We start from the raw sequence: 18,879 nt of genomic DNA, 5'->3' as shown, positions 1-18,879 counted from the left end.
GTTTTGGGCTGTCCGGCATATTTGTCGGTCTGTCGGCCGATGCTACCGGTAGACAATGGCTGCACGTACCGCGAGACCTGGCGCGAAGTAGGCCCAAGACGACATTACGCGGCCCGCCCGGTTCGATGGGAACGGCCTTTGTGATGACTTCGGCCAGGTTCCTTGCCTTGCCTTACGATTTGGTATCCGACTGCAAATACTGCGCAGGCACTTGCCGCAAATTCAGGACGGCTATAACGTGGTACGGCAAACTTAAACTAGCGCGAAGGAGTGGCTAAGAACATATAGTAGCAATGAGTTGGCAAATGCTCGCCATGGTCCCGTCATGGTCAGTTTGCCGATGGCTCCACTACCCTGCGGTCGGCGTTGAAATGCCGATCGTCCGCGCGACTCAAAACTTGCAACTTCGGTCTCCGGGTCCTGGACCAGGGGAAATCTGACGGTGGATGGATGACTGAGACGTCTGACCGGCAAGAACGTCGCGAACGCGTCGGCGAGGTCGGGTGTCGATCGCAATGAGCACATGCCTTCCTCGAGGGGTGATCCGATTGCCGCAACTATGTTGCGAAATTCTAACGAATTGATATCGGCAACTTGACAGCAATAGAACTGATGCTTCTGAAGAAAGAACGATATCGTCGGAGGTCGAAATGGGCCGAGCTGGTGGCATCGGTGATAGTCCGGACCGGTCGAAATGGCCGGAAGTCAGCTCATTACGTTCTTCTGGAAACCTGGATTCGAGTAACGGTTCCACGCGTTCCACCGCTAATGGATACATGGGACTTCCGTCATTCGACATTCTTCCACTGACTGCGGCGCAGCGGGGAATCTGGTTTGCTCAGCATCTCGCGGAATCATCGCCCATATCTGTGGCCCAATACGTCGAGATCGTCGGCGAGTTGGACGCGCCCTTGCTTGCCGAGGCCTGCAGAACCGCCAGTCGCGAGTTCGGATCCGGGCATGTGCGCCTGATCGAGGTCGACGGCGAGCCGGGTCAGTTCCTCGACGAGGAACGGGGAGTTCCGGTGTCGGTCATGGACCTGCGCCGGCACGCCGATCCGGTTGCGACCGCGCACAGCATGATGGCTCAGGATTATTCTGCTCCGCTGGACTTGCTGAACGACGACCTCATGACGAGCATCGTGTTCCAGGTCGGCGAGGACCATTTCCTGTGGTACCAGCGCGCGCACCATATCGCGCTCGACGGGTTTGCCGCGGTGACAATGCTGCACCGGATTACCGAGCTGTACAACGCTTGGGTGAAGCTCGAGGAAGCGGCGCCCTGCACGGCGCAGGACATGGCGGACGTCGTCGAGCAGGATCTGGCCTACCGAGGTTCGACGCGTTTCGACAACGACCGCAGATACTGGCTGGAGCACCTGGCAGGCGCGCCTCCCGTGGTCAGCCTGGCCGGTCGCGTTGGCAAACCAACCATCCATCCGGCGCTGGTCAGCACAGAGCTGTCCGCCGTCACCGCACCTCTGCTGGAAAGCGTCGCGCTCGCGCACGGCTCGAGCGTGACCCCGACCATCGTGGCGGCGTTCGCCGCTTTTCTCGCGCGGATGACCGGAAGCGATGAAGTCATGCTGAGCCTGCCGGTTTCGGGTCGGCACTCAGCCGTGCTGCGCCGTTCCGGGGGGATGGTGGCCAATGTGGTCCCGCTGCGAATTCAGGTCGCCGGTCGCAGCGTCGGTGAACTGATCGCCGCTGTGCAAAGCGAGTTGACGAGTGCTCTTCGGCGGCAGCGCTACCGCCAGGAGGACATATTCCATGACATGGGGATCGCGCGCGACGAGACGGCATCCTTCGGGCCGGCCGTGAACCTCATGATGATCGAGAACGAGGTTGTGCTGGGTAACACGACAGGCCGCCTGAACGTCCTCACCTCAGGCCCTACCGCCGACCTTTTCGTCAATATCTACCCGGGCGCGGGCAGAAATAGTACGCACATCGACTTCCAGGGAAATCCGAATGTCTACGGCCCTGACGAGCTCGCTGGTCACCACCGGCGATTCCGCATGTTTCTGCACGAATTCCTCGCCGGGGGAGCGGGATGTCCGGTCAGCAGACTGCCGCTGCTCGAAGCGCAGGAACGGTTTGCGCTGCTGCCGGTGCGGGGGCCCCTCGGGGGCGAAACACGGCTGCTTCCGGAGATCCTGACCGAAAGCGCGCGCCGGAATCCTGGTGCGTGCGCGATCACCTCGGCCGGGCGGACGATGACCTACGGTGAGCTGGACTCCAGATCCTCCCGGCTGGCCCGGCATCTGATAGCTCTGGGTTGTGGGCCGGACACGGCGGTGGCGATCATGCTGCGACGCTCTGTCGAATCGGTTGTGGCGACGTGGGCGGTCGCGAAATGCGGGGCCGCGTTTGTCCAGTTGGCCCCCGAGTACCCGTCGAAGCGGATAGAACATATGGTCGCCGACAGCGGCGCAGCTGTGGCGATCACCGTCGACGCCCTGCGCGCGCGGCTCCCGTCGATGCGCTGTGTGGTTCTCGACGACCCCGCAACCCTGGGGGACCGCGACACTGCGAGCGCGCCGATTTCCGACGACGACCGTATCTGCCCACTACGGCCGTCCAACATCGCCTACATCACCTATACCTCGGGATCCACCGGAGCGCCGAAAGGCGTCCAGGTCACGCACACCGGCCTCGCGAATCTGGTTGCCGACCGCGCCGCCAAGTGCGGCATCGACACGACATCCCGGGTGTCCTATGCCCTCTCGCCCAGTTTCGACGCCTCCCTCGAGCAGTTTCTGACCTGCTTCGCGAACGGATCGACGCTGGTGATCGTGCCGCCGGAGGTGACAGGCGGTGAGCCGCTCACGCAACTGCTGGCCGACGAGCACGTGACCCACCTGACGCTGACGCCCACGATGCTGGCGACCGTGGACCCGCATTCGGCGACCGACCTGCGGGTGGTCGTGGTCGGTGGCGACGTGTGTCCACCGCACGTCATCGAGCGGTGGACACATTCTTTGTCCATGTACAACGAATACGGTCCCACCGAAGCCACCGTCACTGCCGTCGGCGCGATGCTGAGTCCCGGCAACGCCCATACGGTCGGTGGCCCCATTCGTGGCGTCTCGGCGATGGTGTTGGACCGAACGCTCCAACCGGTGCCAAGAGGCGCCGCGGGCGAGTTGTATCTCGCCGGGCCGGGATTGGCCCGTGGATACAGCCATCTGTTCGTCGAAACCGCCGCCCGGTTCGTCGCCGATCCGTACGGCGGCGTCGGCGAGCGGATGTACCGCACCGGCGACATCGCGCGCTGGACCGGCGACAACGCCGAGATGACGCTGGAATTGATGGGGCGCCGCGACTTCCAGATCAAGATCCGCGGATACCGGATCGAACCCGGTGAAATCGACGCCGTGCTCACCACACACGAGGACGTGGATCTTTCCGTCACGGTGCCGGTGCAGAACAACGCGGACACGACCGTGCTGGCGTCCTATGTCGTTCCGGTCAGCGGCCGTCGGATCGATCCGCTCGAACTCCAGCGCTTCGCCGGTGATTCGCTGCCGCCGCATATGGTCCCGGCGGTGATCCTGTCATTGGACAGCCTCCCGGTGAACGCCTTCGGCAAGCTCGATCGCAGCGCTTTACCGAAGCCCGAATTCGGGACCGCGCCGGTCGGCCGGGCGCCGGCCACCGCCCGCGAAAAGGTGGTCGCAGGGTTGTTCGCCGAGGTGCTCGGCGTGCCTCGAGTCGGGGCGGAGGACAGCTTCTTCGCCCTCGGCGGCGACAGCATTCTGTCGATCCGACTGGTGGCGCGGGCCAAGGCGGAGGGGCTGAGTTTCTCCACACAGGATGTGTTCGTGCACAAGACCGTCGCGGGCTTGGCGGCCACGGCGACCGAAGTCGACGAGACCCCCGAGTTGGCCGAGTTGCCCGGTGGCGGCGTAGGGCCGATGCCGTTGTCACCGATCATGCGCGCAATGCTCGATCGGGGTCATTACGACCGGTTCGCGCAGGCCGCGCTCGTGCAGCTTCCCGATCGGGTCGATCGGGCGGGGCTCGCGCGCGCATTGGGATCCCTGCTGGACCGCCACGCCATGCTGCGTGCGGCACTGCGTGGCGGCGATTCGGTTGATCGGTACGTCGAGGTACTCGATCGAGAAGCGGTCGACCCGAACGCCGCGCTCGTCGTTGTTCAGCTCGATCGACGTGACGCGGCCGAAGTCGATCGTCACCTGCACAAAGCCGCGGATCGATTGGACCCGAGCAACGGCGTGCTCGTTCAGGCCGTCTGGATTCAGGACGGCAATGGCTCGGGACCCGACCTGATGTGGCTGGTGATCCACCATCTCGCTGTCGACGCGGTGTCGTGGCGCATCATCCTCACCGACCTCGCGCAGGCCTGGTCGCAGGTATCCGACGGCGGCGAACCGCCTTCCGGCCCGGTCACCACCTCGTTCCGGCGGTGGGTGCACGGCATGGTCGAGCAGGCGCCGGGCCGGCGGTCGGCGGAGCTCGACCTGTGGAAAGGCGTACTCGAGCGAGGCGATCAGCTACTCGGATCGCGTCGTCTGATCCCGGATCGTGACGTCGTGGCCACGGCGGGCCGGGTACATCAGCGCATCCCGGCAGCGGTTGCCGAGGCGGTTCTCACCACCATTCCGGACCGCTTCCATTGCAGTCCCAAGGATCCGCTGCTTACGGCCCTGGTACTGGCACTCGGCGTGTGGCGGCGCAGGCGCGGTACGGCGGCGGCCGGAGAGTTGATCTCGCTGGAGGGACACGGCCGCGAGGAGCGGGCCGTACCCGGCGCCGATCTCAGCGCAACCGTGGGCTGGTTCACCACACGCTGCCCGGTCCGGATCGAATGGGAGGATGTCGACCTCGACGATGCGCTGGCCGGCGGCATGAGTGCGGGACTGGCGATAAAGCAGGTGAAGGAGCAGTTGCGCGCGGTGCCCGGCAACGGCATCGGCTATCAGATGCTGCGTCACCTCGATTCCCGGGGCAGCGCCGAGCTCGCAGATCTGCCCGAACCGCAGATCAGTTTCAACTACCTCGGGCGGGTGGGTGTCGGTGAACGCTCGGGGCCATGGGCACCCACCACCGAATTCACCGCACTGACCGCGACGACCGATCCGGGGATGGCGCTGTCGGCCGTGCTCGATATCAATGCGATCGCAGAGGAAGGTCGCGATGGGCTCGAACTCGACGCGACCTGGGAGTTCGCCTCGCACGTGCTGGCAGGTGAGGAGGTCGACGAGCTCGCCGGGCTGTGGGCGCGAGCCCTGGAGGCGCTTGCCGATCACGTCCGATCCGAAACCGGATACGGCTTCACTCCATCCGACTTCCCGCTCGCCGCGGTATCGCAGGACGATGTCGACCACTGGCTGCGGGAGTACCCGTCGATGACCGATGTGTGGCCACTCACCGCCTTGCAGTCCGGGCTGCTGTTCCACACGGTCTACGACCGGGACGGCGTCGATGGCTACATCGTGCAGGTGGCGCTGACGTTTGCCGGGCAGGTGGACAGTGAGCGGATGCGGCGGGCCGCGCAGGTGCTCATCGACCGGCACGACAGCCTGCGGACCGCGTTCGTCGAGAGTGCCGATGGGTCACGTCAGATCGTCTTGCGCGGCACAAGGGTCGATTGGGGCGAGTCGAGTATCACCGAGATCAGTGATGCCGGTCGGCAGGAGCAAGCACTTCGGCAACTCGCGACGGCGGCCGCGGCTCCGTTCGACCCCGGCCGGCCCCCGCTGGTGCGTTTCCACCTCGTGCGCACCGGCGACGATATGTTCCAGTTGCTGGTCACCAACCACCACCTCGTGCTGGACGGCTGGTCGATGCCGCTGCTGATCCACGAGTTGCTCTCGTTGTACATATCCGATGGCGATACCGCCGAGCTCGCGCCCCCTCGTTCGTACCGAGAGTATCTGCAGTGGCTACAGGCGCAGGATCGCGACGCCACGACCGCCGCGTGGCGGGAAAGGCTCGCCGGAATCGACAGTCCGACGCGGGTCTCGGGCGGGCCGGATCGGACCGTCACCGCGCACGCCGGTGAAGTCGGCATGAAGCTGGACGCCGCGATTCTCGATCTGGGCCGGTCGCACGGCGTCACCGCCAATACGGCTCTGCAGGTGGCGTGGGCATTGCTGGTGGCCGCCCTGACCGGGCGGTCGGACGTGGTGTTCGGCAATACGATCTCGAACCGCCCGCCGCAGATTCCGGACGTCGAGCGCATGGTCGGGCTCCTCGTCAACACGCTGCCCGTCCGAGTCCGGCTCCAACCCGACGAAACCGTCGGTGACCTGCTCGTCCGCGTGCAATCCGAGCAGGTCGCGATGCTCGACCATCAGCACATCGGCCTGGCGGAGCTGCAACGGGCCACCGGTATCACCGATATGTTCGACACCGCGACGGTGCTCGAGTCCTATCCACTCGACCGGGAACTGTTGGCGCGCAATCTCTCCGACGCCGGATTGCGGTTCGTCGAGATCGACGCACACGATGCCACGCCGTATCCGCTGAGTTTGCAAGTGACCCCGCCGCGGTCGAGTCGCGACGGGCGACCGGACGCCGACGAGCCCGGTACCTACACGGTGACACTGAAATTCGCCACCGACCGATTCGATGCCGATGATGCCCGCACGCTGCTCGAACGATTCGAGCTGCTGCTCACGCAGATCGTCGTGGATCCGGACCGGAAGGTCGCCGCGATCTCCGCCTGCTGGAATTCCGAACGCGCGGAACTACTTTCGGTCGGCGGTGCGGAGCCGGCCGCGGAGCTCGTGCTGCGCGACATCCTGTGCGGGACCGCGCGGAGGTATCCGGATGCCGTGGCTGTCCGGTGCGGCGACATCACGTGGACCTATCGTGAGCTGGAGCGTCGCGCCGACGGGTGCGCTCGCCTGCTGGCCGACCACGGTGCTCGCGCCGAATCGATCGTCGCATTGGCCCTTCCCCGTTCGGCCGAACTGGTCGTTGCGATCTGGGCGGTGGCGAAAACAGGTGCCGCGTTCCTGCCGTTGGATCCCGGCAATCCCGCCGCGCGGATCGGGGAGTTGTTGTCCGACTCCGGGACCGGTCTTGGCGTGACGACCAGCGCTCTGGTACCGCAGCTTCCGGATACTGTCGACTGGTTGATCCTGGATACTGCGGATTCGGACGTTCAGGAGGGGCTACCTCGTCCGCCCGATGTCCGGGCCGGGGCCGAATCGCTGTCTACCGACAATGCGGCATATGTGATCTATACGTCCGGATCGACCGGCAAACCGAAGGCGGTCCACCTCAGCCATCGAGGTCTGGCCGACCTTGTCGCGGCGCAAGTCGACGCCTTCGGTGTCGGTCCGGATTCGGTGGTGTTGCAGGTCGCGTCACCGGGATTCGACGCCTGCTTGTCGGAGTTGCTGTTGGCGCACGGCAGTGGCGCCTGTCTCGTGGTTGCGCCACCGGAGGTGTACGGCGGGCCCGATCTCGCGGAATTGATTCGGTCGCAGCAGGTTTCGCACGCGATCATCACCCCGTCCGTGCTGAACACCATGGATCCGGCCCGGATGCCGTCGTTGACATCGCTCGCCGTCGTCGGCGAAGCGACCGGCCCGGACACCCTGAACCGATGGGGCACTGGGCGACGGCTGATGAATCATTACGGACCAACCGAGTGCACGATCTGGGCGACGGGCTCGGATGCTCTCGTACCGGGCGAGCCGGTGACGATCGGCGGCCCGATCCGAGGCGCGTCGGCGATGGTCCTCGACATGTGGCTGCGACCGGCGCCGGTCGGTGTCGCGGGCGAACTCTATATCGGTGGGGCCGGACTCGCCCGCGGGTACGTCGATCGACCGGGCGTGACCGCGTCGCGCTTCGTCGCGGATCCGCGATCCACCCGCGGCGAGCGGATCTACCGCACCGGTGATTCCGTGCGCTGGGTGCGCGGACGCGCTGGGTTGGCCCTGGAATACTTGGGCCGCTGCGATCAGCAGGTCAAGATTCACGGCCTGCGGATCGAGCCGGGGGAAGTCGATGCCCATATCGCCCGGCACCCGGACGTGACGAGCGTCGCGAGCGTTGTGGTGAAAGGGCCTGCCGGCGAACCGGTTCTGGTGTCCTATTTCGTCCCCGCACCGGGCGCTACCGTGGATGTGGCGGCACTCGGCGACGACCTCGCGGGCAGGCTACCCCGCTATATGAATCCCGCGGCGATCGTGCGGCTCGAGGAGATGCCGCGCACGCCTACGGGAAAGATCGATCGGAAAGCATTGCAGCGTCGGGTCTTCGAGTTCGACGCCGCAGGCGGCCGACCGCCGTCGACGCAGCTGGAGCAGATCGTGGCGAAACTGTTCGCCGATGTGCTCGGTATCGACACTGTGTCTGCCGATAGCAACTTCTTCGCGCTCGGCGGGGACAGCATCGTCTCGATGCGGCTGGTGGCGCTGGCGAGATCGGCGGGGCTCACGTTCACGCCACGAGATGTATTCGAAGGCAAGACAGTTGCCGCCCTCGCCGCCATAGCGGGCGGCGGTGCGGCTCCCGCGACAGTCGAGGAACCCCGCCGACTCCCGACGGTGGATCGCGCGTTTCTCGCCTCGGATTTTCCGCTCGTCGCGCTCACCCAACCCGACATCGATCGGCTCGATCGGCAGTACCACGGCCTGTCCGACATATGGCCGTTGTCGCCCATGCAGTCCGGTGTGCACTTCCACTCGACATTCGACCCGGATACCGGGGACAACTACACCGTCCAGACGATGATCGGATTTTCCGGCGCGGTCGACGGTGAGCGTCTGCGACGTGCCGCGCAGGCCGTGGTCGACCGGCACGATATCCTGCGGGCCGCCTTTGTGGAGACCTCGGCCGGGCCGTGCCAGATCGTGCTGGACCATGCCGAGATCGGGTTCCGGGAGATCGATCTCGCCGGTGGTGGCGATGCGGGATCCCCGGCCGACCCGGGATCGATTGCCGCAGCGGACGCGGCGGCGGGATTCGACCTGTCGGCTCCTCCGCTCCTGCGCTTCACACTGATCCGTCTCGATGCGGGGACCTTCGAGCTGCTGGTCACGAATCACCATGTGATCCTGGATGGCTGGTCGATGCCGCTGTTGATGCGAGAACTGCTCGATTACTACGGATCTCCCGCGCATATCGACTCCGCCGGACCAGCTCCCTGCTACCGCGACTATTTGTCCTGGCTGGGTCGACAGGACAGCTTTGCATCCAAAGCGGCATGGGCACAAGCCTTTTCGGATGTCGACGCACCTACCAGGGTGTCCCGCGATGTCGGTGCGGCGGGCTCGGTATCGGCTGCCGAGGTCGGGGCCGAGCTGACGGACGATCGTTTCGGCGAACTCCGTCGAGCGGTGGCGGAGGCTGCCGTCACCCTCAATACGGCCGTCGCCGCGGCCTGGGCCCTGAATCTGCGCGTACTGACCGGCGAGACCGATGTCATCTTCGGCTCCTCGGTGTCGGGCCGGCCCCCGGAGTTGCCGCTGGTCGATCAGACGCTGGGCATGTTCCTGAATACGATTCCGGTGCGAGTCCCGCTCGACCCCACCATGACGGTACGGGAGTTGCTGACCGGCATTCAGGCGCGGCACGCCCGCATGCTGGATCATCACCATATCGGGCTACCCGAGATTCAACGCAGTGCCGGACTGTCCGAACTCTTCGACACCGCCATTACTTTCCAGTCGTTCCCCGTCGACCGGACCGCACTGCAGCAACTCGTCGATTCGGCGGGCCTTCGGGTGGACAAGCTCAGCGGTGTGGACGCAACGCCGTACCCGCTGAGCCTGGTCGTGGAACCGAAGCAGTCCGAGCAGGGCGAGGCAACGGGGCTGCGGATCACCCTCCGATTCCGCGACCGTGAATTCGATATCGCGGCGGCGCGCCGCATTCTCGACCGCTTTGTCGAGCTACTCGGCCGGATCGCCGCAAATGCCGACGTGCGGCTGGGCGAGCTGCCGCTCGGCGAGGAACCGCGGCCGTCGTGGCCGGTTTCGGGTGCGGAAGTCGCGATCCCGGACACGTTGGACCGGATACTCGCCGCTTCCGTAGCCGCCGAACCCGACGCGATCGCCGTGCGGTGCGGTACGGCCGCCATGACCTACCGGCAGCTCGACGAGCGATCCGCACGTATGGCCCGGATCCTGCTGCGGCGGGGAGCCCGGCGGGGACAGATCATCGCCTCCGTGTTTCCGCGATCCATGGCGGCGACGGTCACCCTGTGGGCCGTGGCGAAGATCGGTGCCGCATTCCTGCCGATCGATCCGTCACAGCCATCGGAGCGGATCGAATTTCTGCTGTCGGACTCGAAAACCGTACTCGGGCTGACCGACACGCCCGCCAGGCAGCGCCTTCCCGACGGCGTCGACTGGCTGATCCTCGACGAGGAGCAAACGCTCGACGCCGTGGACCCGGTTTCTGCCACGCCGATCACCGATGCCGAACGCGGCGGACCGATTCGGCCGGATCAGACCGCGTACGTGAGCTACACCTCCGGATCGACCGGAACGCCCAAGGGCGTACTTGTCGGCCATCGTGGCCTGGCCGATATCGTCGCGGCACAGCGGCGAGTACTCGACGTCGACCCGACGTCGGTGGTTCTGCAGGTCGCCTCGCCCAGCTTCGACGCCTCGGTGTTCGAGTTGCTTATGGCACACGGCTCCGGCGGGCGGTTGGTCCTATCGCCGGCCGATGTCTACGCCGGTCCGGAATTGGCGGATCTGATCGGACGCGAACGTATTTCGCACGCCGTAGTGACCCCCTCCGTGCTGGCCACAGTCGCGTGCGATGGTCTCGACGGGCTGCGCGTGCTGGCAACGGCCGGTGAGCCGGTCGGGCCGGAACTGGTCGATCGGTGGGCGCCGCATCGCACCATGGTCAATCTCTACGGGCCGAGCGAAAGCACCATTTGGGCAACCGCCAGCGATGCACTGGCTTCCGGTGTCGCGATCACGATCGGCAGGCCGGTCGGCCCCGTCGCGGCCGTGGTCCTTGATACCTGGTTGCGGCCGGTGCCGCACGGTGTCGCGGGTGAGCTGTATCTGTTCGGCGCGGGCCTGGCCGTCGGGTACGTCGCCAGAATGGGGTTGACCACGGCGCGGTTCGTCGCATGCCCGTTCGGGGAGCCGGGTCAGCGCATGTTCCGCACCGGTGATGTGGTGCGCCGCAGCGCCGCTGGCGATTTGGAGTTCTTGGGGCGCAACGATTTTCAAGTGAAGGTGCGGGGCGTCAGGGTCGAGCTGGGAGAGATCGACGCGCTGCTGGGCGCTCGTGCGGATGTGGCATATGCGGCCACAGTGCCGCGCCGCGATGGCGGGCGAACGGTGCTGGTGTCCTACGTCGTGCCCGCGGCCGGGACAGCGGTATCGGGCGCGGAGTTGCGTGCGGCGCTGGCCGAGGCGCTGCCCCGCTCCATGGTGCCGTCTGCGGTGATGGTGCTGGACGAGGTGCCACGGACCGCCAATGGGAAGCTCGATCGCGAACGGTTGCCCGAGCCGGCTGCCCTCGCGCGAGAATTCCGGGCGCCCCAGCCAGGTTTGGAAGAGTTGGTCGCGCGGACATTCGAGCAGGTGCTCCAGGTGGACCGGGTGGGAGTCGACGACGATTTCTTCGTGCTGGGCGGCGACTCGCTGAGTGCCTCGCTGGTGGTGGCGCGTATCGGCGCGGCCCTGGACGTGCGAGTGCCGGTGCGGGCGGTATTCGAGGCGCCGACCGTCGGTGGATTGGCTTCGCGCGCAGGGTCGCTCAGCGGTGGGGCCCGGTTGCCCCTGTTGCCCGGAGTGCACCCCGACCCCGTACCGCTGTCGCTGGCACAGCAGCGGATGTGGTTCCTGAACCAGTTCGAGCCGGACTCTGCGGCGTACAACATTCCGGTGATGCTGCGATTGTCGGGACGGCTGGACACCGAGGCGCTGGCGGCCGCGCTCGCTGATGTGGTCGCACGTCACGAAGCATTGCGGACGATATATCCGGAAACCTCCGGTGAGCCGCGGCAGGTCGTGCTCGACGAGCCGGCGGTGCCGGTGAAGTTGGTGCGGGTGTCGGCGGATTCGGTCCCGGATGTGGTGGGTGAGTTCGTGCGGCGCGGATTCGATGTGACTGCCCGAGTGCCGATGCGAGTGGGATTGTTCGCGCTCGGCGCCGAGCGCGACAGTGACACCGGAGAATTCGTGCTGGTGCTGGTGGTCCATCACATCGCCGGCGATGGTCAGTCGATGGGGCCACTGGCTCGTGACGTGATGGCGGCGTATGCCGCGCGACTGGCCGGACACGCGCCGGAATGGGAGCCGCTCGCTGTGCAGTACGCGGATTTCGCGTGGTGGCAACGGCAGATACTGGGGGCCGCGGACGATCCGGCATCGTTGATGTCCGCGCAGCTGGAGTTCTGGCGCTCGACGCTCGCGGGCGCACCGGACCGGCTGGAACTACCGGCGGATCGACCACGCCCTGCCATCGCATCGCTCTCGGGAGGCCGGGTACCGGTGCAGATCGGCGCGAGCCTGCACGAGCGGCTGCTCGCGCTGGCACGGTCGCGGGGGTCGTCGCTGTTCATGGTGATGCATGCGGCGCTGGCAACGGTATTGGGGCGGCTCAGTGGCAGCGATGACATTGTGATCGGCACCCCGGTCGCGGGGCGGGGCGAGCCCGGTCTGGATGATCTGGTGGGGATGTTCGTGAACACTCTGGCATTGCGGACTCGGGTGGATACGGGTGAGCCGTTCGCCGAGCTACTGATGCGCACCAGGGAGACGGACCTGCTCGCGTTCGAGAATGCGGACGTGCCGTTCGAGCGGGTCGTGGAGGAGTTGAACCCGCAGCGATCGGCGGCGCGGCACCCGTTGTTCCAGGTGGCCCTGGCGTTCCAGAACTTGTCGAAGGTCGATGTGGCGCTGCCCGAGGTCCGGGTGGCACGAGCGGATGTGGATACCGGGGCGAGCCAGTTCGACCTGCAACTGGTGCTGTCCGATTCGTCCGGCAATGACGTTGTGGCGCATGGCATCTCGGGAATGTTGACCTATGCGCTGGATCTGTTCGACGAGGCGACCGCGGCGGGAATTGTCCGACGGCTGGTGCGGGTACTGGAAGCCGTCGCCGACGATCCGGCTGTCGTGGCCGGGGATATCGACTGGCTGGAGGCCGACGAGCGCTCGGCGCTCACATCGCGGGTGGGCGCACCCGCGGGGGAGGCGCTGGAGCCGTCCGGATTGCTGCCGGAGGTGTTCGCCTCGGCCGTCCGGGACAACGGCGACGGTATCGCGGTTGTCTTGGGGGACGCCACGTTGTCGTACGCACAGCTGGACGAACGATCGAACCGGCTGGCGAGGTTACTGATCCGCGGTGGCGCCGGGCCGGAGAATCCGGTGCTGGTGGCGGCGGCGCGGTCGATCGAGTCCGTCGTCGCGTGGTGGGCGGTGGTGAAGTCGGGTGCGGTATACGTGCCGGTGGACCCCAGCTATCCCGTCGGCCGGATCGAGCAGATCGTGTCGGATTCTGATGCGACGCTGGGGGTTACGGTGTCATCGGCGCGTGCCCAGGTGCCCGATTCGGTGGACTGGATCGTGCTCGACGATCCGCCCGTCGCCGCGCGGATCGACGCGGCGGCGAGCGGCCCGATCGGTGCTGACGAGCGGACCCGGCCGCTGCGGGCCGCGGATGTCGCCTACGTGGTCTTCACCTCCGGATCCACCGGGGTTCCGAAGGGCGTCGCCATCACACATGCCGGCATCGCCGACTTCGTCTCGGGTTGGCGCGCCGACCGCGAGCTCGGGCACACGTCCAGGGTGTTGCATTTCGCGTCGCCGTCGTTCGACGCCGCACTGATGGAGATCCTGATCGCGGTCAGCCGGGCCAGTGCACTGGTCGTGGCGCCGAAGGGGATCTACGGCGGTGGTGAGCTGGCCGAGTTCCTGCGCGTGCAGCGGATCACCCATGCCTTCATCACCCCGGCCGCGCTCGGGTCGGTGGATCCGGCCGGGCTGGACGACTTGCGGCTGGTGCTGTGCGGTGGGGAGGAGGTCCCGGCGGATCTGGTGAGCCGATGGGCGGGCACCGATGTCGCAGGCGCCCGGAAGTTCCATGTGCTGTATGGGCCGACCGAGGCCACGATAATCGCCACGTCGACGGGTGCGCTGCGACCGGATGACCGGCCGACGATCGGTGCCCCGCTGCCGGGAATACAGGCACTGGTCCTGGATGACCGGCTGCAGCCGGTGCCGGTGGGGGTGGCCGCAGAGCTGTATCTGGCGGGCCCGGCGCTGGCGCGCGGATACCTGAACAAGGCGGCAATCAATGCGTCGCGGTTCGTGGCGCATCCGTTCGGGGAACCGGGCCGCCGCATGTACCGCACCGGTGATGTGGTGCGCTGGAATTCCAACGGTGCCCTGGAGTTCTTGGGGCGCAACGATTTCCAGGTGAAAATCCGTGGGTACCGGATCGAGCTCGGCGAGATCGACGCGGTGTTGAGCGCGCGGGCGGAGGTGGCTTACGCGGTCACGGTGCCGTGGCATGCGGGCACGGGTCCAGCGCAGTTGGTGTCCTATGCGGTGCCCGAAAGCGGTGCGAGCCTCTCGGGCGAACAATTGCGGGCGGCGTTGGCCGAGGTGTTGCCGTCATACCTGGTGCCGACAGCGGTAATGATCCTCGACGTGATCCCCCTGTCGCCGAATGGCAAGCTGGACCGCGCGGCCCTGCCCGCACCCGTCGTCCAGGCCAAGCAATTCCGGGCCCCGGCGTCACCGGTGGAGGAAATAGTGGCCGGCGTATTCGCCGACGTCCTCGGCATCGACGGTCCAGTAGGCGTCGACGACGACTTCTTCGAGCTGGGTGGCACCAGCCTGGTCGCCACCCGCGTGGCCGCGCGGATCGGCGCCGCGCTCGACGCGACCATCCCGGCAGCGATGATTTTCGAGGCGTCGACGGTCGCGAGGTTGGCCGCCCGTGCCGAATCGCGGGCCGACACCGGTCGGGTGGCGCTGACCGCACAGCCACGGCCGCAGCGAATTCCGCTGTCGTACGCACAGCAGCGGATGTGGTTCCTGAACCAGCTCGAACCCGGCTCGGCCGCCTACAGCATTCCGATCGTGCTCCGGCTGTCCGGAAAGCTGAATCTCGACGCGTTGCGCGCGGCGATCGAGGATGTGCTGATCCGGCACGAGGTACTGCGCACGATATACCCGAATGCCGAGGGCGAGCCGTCGCAGGTTGTCCTCCCCGCCGCCGAGGTGGTTGCGCCGATAACGGTGAACCCGGTCACGGAACCGGAACTGGCCGAGTCGTTGTCGGCGTTCGTCTCGACGGTGTTCGATGTGACGGACGAGATGCCGGTGCGGATACGGTTGTTCGAGCTCGGGCCGGACGAGTGGGTTCTGGCCGTGGTGGTGCACCACATTTCCTGCGACGGGTCCTCGCTCGGCCCGCTGGCACGGGACATGATGACCGCGTACACAGCACACCTGGACGGGGAGACCCCGCGCTGGCCGCCGCTGCCGGTGCAGTACGCCGACTACGCGATCTGGCAGCAGACGGTGCTTGGCACCGAAGATGATCCCGAATCGCTGCTACGCGCCCAGATCGACTACTGGACACTCGAATTGGCGGAGCTACCGGTTTTGCTGGAGCTGCCGACCGACCGACCGCGTCCGCCCGTGCAGACCTATATGGGCGCGAGCCTACCGATAACCGTCGGCGCCGATCTGCACGCGGGATTGCAGCAGGTCGCGCGAGCACACAACACCTCGTTGTTCATGGTCTTCCACGCTGCGCTGGCGGCCACGCTGGCCCGGCTGGCCGATACCGACGATGTAGTGATCGGCACTCCGTACGCGGGGCGCGGCGAACCCGAACTCGACGATCTGGTCGGGATGTTCGTCAACACGCTGGTGCTGCGGACACGGTTGACCCCCGGGATGACCTTCACCCAGCTGCTCGAGCACGTGCGCGGGACCGATCTGGCCGCGTTCGGGCACGCCGATGTTCCGTTCGAGCGGCTGGTGCAGGAGCTGAATCCGGCGCGGTCGCACGCCCACCATCCACTGTTCCAGGTGATGCTGGCATTCCAGAACATCGGAACGGCCCAGCTCGAACTGCCGGGGCTCTCGGCCTCGTCCGTGACAGCTGACATCGACACCGCACTGTTCGATCTGCTGATCACGGTGTCGGATTCCTACGACTCCACCGGTGCCGCGGCCGGCATCAGCGGCAGGGTGACCTACGCGAGCGGGATCTTCGACGCGACGACGGTGACCACGATCGTCGATCGTCTGCTGCGGTTGCTCAGCGCGTTGGTGACCGATTCGGCACAGCCGGTGCACGAGGTCGATCTGCTCGGCGAAGATGAACGGGAAGCCGTTCTGACGCAGTGGAATTCGACCGATCGGCTACTCCCTCCCGGGGAGACGCTCGCCGCGGTCTTCGCCCACTCCGCGCAGTCGTACGCGGACCGGCCCGCAGTGATATTCGGCGAACAGTCGCTGACCTATGCGGAATTCGCGTCTCGCGTATCCCGGTTGGCGCGGTGGTTGATCTCCCGTGGAGTGGGTCCGGAATCGTTGGTGGCGCTGCGGATGCCGCGTTCACTGGACCAGGTCACCGCCATGTACGCGGTGCACTCCGCCGGCGGTGGTTACGTGCCGGTCGATCCGGACCATCCGGCCGATCGCATCGCGTACATGCTGTCGATCGCCGCACCGGTGCTGGAGCTGTCGTCCCTCGATGGGCTGGAGCTGTCCGAATTCGATGACGCCCCGGTCACCGACGCCGATCGGCTCGCACCACTGCGACCACACAACGTCGCATACGTGCTCTTCACTTCGGGATCGACCGGGCGACCGAAAGGTGTTGCTATATCACATTCTTCGGCGGTCAACCAGGTGCGGTGGGTCAGCGGGAACTACGCACTGACGTCGAATGACGTTGTGCTGCAGAAGTCCCCGGCCACGTTCGACATGTCGGTGTGGGAGCTGTTCGCGACACTTGCGGTCGGGGCGCGGCTGGTGATCGCGCGAGCGGACGGGCATACCGACCCGGCCTATCTCGCCGAAACCATTGCCACCCAGCAGGTCACGATCGCCGCGTTCGTGCCGTCGATGCTGGCGGTAGTTGTGGACTCGGCGTCGGCGGAGTCGCTGAAGTCGGTGCGGACGCTCCTGGTGGGCGGTGAGGCATTCGGCCCCGAGGTGGTGGCCGCGGTGCGGCGAACAGTGCCCGGAGTGGAGCTGCACAATCTCTACGGGCCGACCGAGTTCACCGTGTGCGCGACCGCGCATCGGGTGACCGAAGCCGACAGCGGGAGCATGCCGGTGGGCACACCGGTATGGAACGCGCGGGCATACGTACTCGACAACCGGTTGCATCCGGTACCGCCCGGTGTCGCCGGGGAGCTGTACTTGGCGGGTGCCCAGCTCGCGCGCGGCTATCAGTCACGCCCGGGCCTCACCGCGGAACGGTTCGTGCCGGACCCGTACGGTGACGGCCGACGCCTGTACCGTACCGGCGACTTGGTGCGCTGGCGCCAGACCGGTGAATTGGAATACCTGGGCCGCACCGATTTGCAGGTGAAGCTGCGCGGCCTGCGTATCGAACTCGGTGAAATCGAGGCAGTACTTGCCCAGCATCCCGGCATCGCCCGGGCGACCGCTGTGGTGTGCTCCAACGGTGCGGTGGAGCACCTCGTCGGCTATCTCGTGCCTGCCGTGGGCGCCACGGTCGACAGCACAGCGGTCTCCGCGCACGCGGCAACCAAACTGCCCGACTACATGGTGCCCACCACGATGATGGTGCTCGACACGGTGCCCCTCACCGCGTCGGGCAAGCTGGACCGCACGCGGCTACCGAAGCCGGTGCTCGCGGTAGCGGAGTTCAGGGAGCCCTCGTCGTGGCTGGAAGGGCAGGTTGCCCGGGCCTTCGGAGCGGTACTCGGTTTGGATCGGGTTGGCGTCGATGACGACTTCTACGCATTGGGTGGTAACTCGCTGAAGTCGGTGCAAGTGGTGAGCGAGTTGCGCAAGGAACTCGACTACGAGATCCCGATCAGCTGGATGGTGTCGGATCACTGTCCGGCCGACCTGGCAAAGCGGATCGAATCCAGCATGCGCTCCGATCCCGTCGTCGACCGTAGCGATGTCGGCTTCGATGTGCTGCTGCCTATCCGGACCGAAGGTCAGCGAGCACCACTGTTCTGTATCCATCCGGCCTCGGGCCTCTCATGGTGTTACCGCGCATTCGACCAGTACCTCTCCGACGGTCGGCCGATCTACGGCATTCAGGCGCCACAAATCGGCGGCGAGGCCCCCGGTCCGACATCCATCGAAGAAATGGCCGAACGCTACTTCGACGAGATTCGCGCGGTTCAGCCACACGGCCCATATCATTTGCTCGGCTGGTCACTGGGCGGTGTCATCGCCCATGCCCTTGCCGTCGTGATGCGTGCCGCCGGTGAACACCTCGCGCTACTGGCACTGTTGGACGCCGAGGTGGACGGTGTCGACGAGTCGATGCTGCGCGTCGTTACGGCCGGAGAACTGATCAGCAATCTGGGCCCGGTCATGGGCGTCGATTTCGTGAGCCCCGACGCGACCGCCGAGGAGGCCGCCGACCTGATCGAACGGCACCTGGGGGGTGGCCTCGGTATGGACGCCGCACGGATCGAGCGCCTGACCGACGCCTACAACCTGGCGACCCGGGCAGCCAGCGTATGGCGGCCAACGGTCTTGGACAGCGACATGCTCTATTTCGCCGCGACACGTGAAAGGCGATCCGATGCTGCGGGTCACCTGGGATGGGCGCCGGTGGTCCGCGGGCAGATGTCGACTTTCGACGTCGATGCGACGCACCTCGCAATGACCGAACCGGGTGCGATTGCTCAGATCGCCCGGATTCTCAATCTACGACTGGATCAATGACCGCGTTTATCCC

General features: G+C 66.2%; 1 protein-coding gene. It reads left to right on the top strand.

Annotated elements, in window-relative coordinates; translation table 11 throughout:
- Positions 1-776 precede the first annotated feature (776 nt).
- Complete coding sequence (locus tag ACLMAJ_RS02085) at positions 777-18,866, top strand: amino acid adenylation domain-containing protein (protein WP_412011715.1); 18,090 nt, start codon at positions 777-779, stop codon at positions 18,864-18,866.
- The last annotated feature ends 13 nt before the right edge of the window (positions 18,867-18,879 follow it).

It is taken from the genome of Nocardia arseniciresistens (assembly GCF_046764875.1).
In the GTDB taxonomy this organism is placed as follows: Bacteria; Actinomycetota; Actinomycetes; order Mycobacteriales; family Mycobacteriaceae; genus Nocardia; species Nocardia arseniciresistens.
This window is presented reverse-complemented; position numbering and strand designations above follow the sequence as displayed.

Bases quoted from the DNA above. Each gene is read 5' to 3' on its own strand.
- ACLMAJ_RS02085 (WP_412011715.1), top strand. From the start codon at position 777: ATGGGACTTCCGTCATTCGACATTCTTCCACTGACTGCGGCGCAGCGG.